Annotated in this window: 5 protein-coding genes; 3 read left to right on the plus strand and 2 right to left on the minus strand. The window is 66.0% G+C overall.

Annotation, left to right across the window (positions count from 1 at the left end; translation table 11 throughout):
- Positions 1–204: 204 nt before the first annotated feature.
- Together ABTX81_RS39495 and ABTX81_RS39500 are read right to left on the minus strand one after the other, a co-directional pair.
- Positions 205–396, minus strand: coding sequence for a DUF397 domain-containing protein (locus ABTX81_RS39495; protein WP_350555767.1), 192 nt, complete (start codon positions 394–396; stop codon positions 205–207).
- The gene (locus tag ABTX81_RS39500; protein WP_350555769.1) at positions 389–1,327 is read right to left on the minus strand and encodes a helix-turn-helix domain-containing protein; all 939 of its coding nucleotides are present in this window, start codon (positions 1,325–1,327) and stop codon (positions 389–391) included. The genes ABTX81_RS39495 and ABTX81_RS39500 overlap by 8 nt, the downstream gene beginning before the upstream one ends.
- A 211-nt stretch (positions 1,328–1,538) precedes the next feature.
- On the opposite strand from ABTX81_RS39500, the gene ABTX81_RS39505 reads away from it, so the two are divergent.
- The 3 genes from ABTX81_RS39505 to ABTX81_RS39515 are packed head-to-tail and all read left to right on the plus strand — an operon-like array spanning position 1,539 to position 2,373.
- The gene (locus ABTX81_RS39505; protein ID WP_350555771.1) at positions 1,539–1,904 is read left to right on the plus strand and encodes an ATP-binding protein; all 366 of its coding nucleotides are present in this window, start codon (positions 1,539–1,541) and stop codon (positions 1,902–1,904) included.
- Entirely contained in the window at positions 1,901–2,137 is a 237-nt protein-coding gene (locus ABTX81_RS39510) for a hypothetical protein (RefSeq protein WP_350555773.1), read from the plus strand. The genes ABTX81_RS39505 and ABTX81_RS39510 overlap by 4 nt, the downstream gene beginning before the upstream one ends.
- A complete protein-coding gene (locus ABTX81_RS39515) occupies positions 2,134–2,373 on the plus strand; it encodes a hypothetical protein (protein WP_350555775.1) in 240 nt (79 codons plus the stop codon). The genes ABTX81_RS39510 and ABTX81_RS39515 overlap by 4 nt, the downstream gene beginning before the upstream one ends.
- The last annotated feature ends 225 nt before the right edge of the window (positions 2,374–2,598 follow it).

Raw genomic sequence — 2,598 nt, forward strand, 5'->3', positions numbered from 1 at the left:
GGCGGGAGCCCTCTCCGGAACCGAAGAGGGCCCCCGCCCCGAGCTACTGGCGCCGGTCGAGGCATGCCTCGAAGCCCGCCACACCATCACAGGTGAGCCGGAATAGCTGGACCTCTGCCACATGTGACCAGCCATGTCCTTCGTCTCCTCGATGCGAAGGACGGCAACGCCCCCTCGATCGGCACGATCGAGGGGGCGTCCAACTCATGAGCCGTAGTCGAGTCCACCGACCTTGATCGAGTTGAGCAAGTCAGCAAAGACAGCGGGACTGACACCGAGTGTGGTGCCAGGCTCATCGGATTCGCGGACTTCGATCAGATCGTCCAGAGCCCGGACCTCAACGCACTCGTTGGATGCGCCGCTGTAGCTGGACTTCTGCCACGCGGACTTACTCATACCGCCCCCTGATGGTTCGAATGAACTTGCGCGACTCATCATCGGGCAATGCGAGGGAGTCCAGTTGCGCGAACGTAGCTCGATGGCTGGCCAGGTCAGCAGGGGCGTCAAAGAACAGTACGCCCTGGGCGGTGTCCATTTGCAGGGTCGCAAGCTCAGGGACAAGCCCTTCGGCAAACATGATGTTCTCTCCCGCGCCGGGGAAGGTGTCCATGTCGAATGGGACGACCCGCACGGAGCAGGCCCCGGCAGCCGAATCCTCGATCAGGCTGTCGAGCTGCTCAGCGAGGACCTTTCGACCACCGAACTGCATCCTCAAGGCCGCCTCGTGGATGAAGGACACGTGTGGTGCGCCGCCGGATCGGAGGGCCTGCTGGCGCTGAACCCGAAACGCTGTTCTGGTGTCGATGTCGCGCTGGGGCAGCGGTGGTGAGATGCGAGCGAAGACCGCAGAAGCGTAGGCGCCGGTCTGCTGAAGGCCGGGAACATAGGTTGTCGCCCAGGTGTAGATCTTCAGAGCATGGGCTTCCATCTCCGCAACCTCAAGGAAGCCAGTCGACAGCGTCCCTCGATACCTCTCCCACCATCCTTTGGGATGTGACGTCGTGAACCCAACGAGGGCCTCGATGAGCGGCTCGTTGGTGCACTTGCACGCTGCTGCGATCGTGCGCAGCCGGTCTGCGTTGACGCTGGTCTTCCCGTTCTCCATCTGCGTCACCTGGGCCGCACTTACGCCCAGCAAGTTGGCGAGTTCGCCACCTCGTAGACCTGCCTGCTCGCGCATTCTTCGCAGTTCGGCACCCAGTCGGCGCTGGCGAAGCGTGGGGTTCGGGCGACCGGGCATAGCGTCCTCTCGATGTTCGGTGGCCCCAGTGTGCCGTGGAGTGCGGAGCGTGGGGCCATCCGTCCCCCAGGAGAGGGAATCCTCCATCAAGTTACCTAAACTTAAGTCGCCATGCCGTATGGTCTGTCTCACAGCGATCCGATGGATCGTCAGTAACGCCTGAATTCATGGGCGGTAGGCGCATGCCGCCCATTTCGCACCGCAGAGCAGCCAGGTCCGGGCCGGCCTCGTTCACGGTGACGCATCCATCGACATCTCCCCCGTTCCTCCCCCTCTCGCCTCTTCATGGAGGTCTGTCATGCGTGCCCTCAACCCGCCCGACTGCACCGCCGTCCGCGCCGAACTCCGCTCCATCCTCCACACCGCCGGCTGGCGCCCCGACACCATCGACGACGCCGAACTCGCCCTCCAGGAGCTCTTCATCAACGCGTGGCAGCACGGCGACTGCCCCGCCCCCGGCGTCCTGGTCTCCCTCATCCCGACCACCCTGCGCGTCACCGTCTGCGACAACTGCCCCGTCCTGCCCGAACCCCGCCTCCCCGCCGACCCCTACGCCCTCTCCGGCCGGGGCCTCCACCTCATCCAGGCCCTCACCCACCGCTTCGGCGCCACCCCCACCAAGACCGGCAAGATCACCTGGTTCGAGCTGGACGCCGCCGCGTGAACACCACCCCCTTCACCCCCAACGACACCTACCTCCGCACCTACACCGAACCCGAGGTCACCTCCCTCCTCCATGAACTCCACGAGCGCGGCAAGCCCTTCGGCATCCAGTGGGGCTCCGCCCACGTCAACGGCGCCACGGTCGACGGCCGCCTCCTCATCTCCTTCGGCGACACCTCCATCGCCACCCTCCTCAACCTCCTCACCCTCCTCCGCGAAGCGAGCCGAAGGTGACCGGCTTCCTCATCGGGACGGCCTTCGCCACTCTCCTCGCCCTCGCCACCGTCATCACCGCCCTCAAGGCCGGCCCGCCCCCGCCGCCCATCACCCGCCACGGACGCTGGGAACTCCGCACCCTCCCCGACGGCACCCCCGAATACACCTGGATCGCCCGCCAGGCCGGCCACTTCAGCCCCGAAACCAACCCCCACAACCACAAGCCCCACGGCCGCCACCGCATACCCCGATGACCCCCTCGGAGTGGGAAGTCGAACCGGTCGACCTCCCACTCCGAGCAGCACGGCACGGTCCCGGTGCCCCTTGCAGGCAGCAAGGGGCACCGGAGAAAACCCCGGAGTAGGAAGTCGGCGACATCGACTTCCTGCTCCGCGCCGACGCGATCGGCGCACGGGCGGTGGAACTCGCCGGAGCCGAGTGCCGCAACACGGGCAAGGACTTCACCGAGGTGTTCGAGG

It is taken from the genome of Kitasatospora sp. NPDC097605 (assembly GCF_040302725.1).
Taxonomy (GTDB): Bacteria; Actinomycetota; Actinomycetes; order Streptomycetales; family Streptomycetaceae; genus Kitasatospora.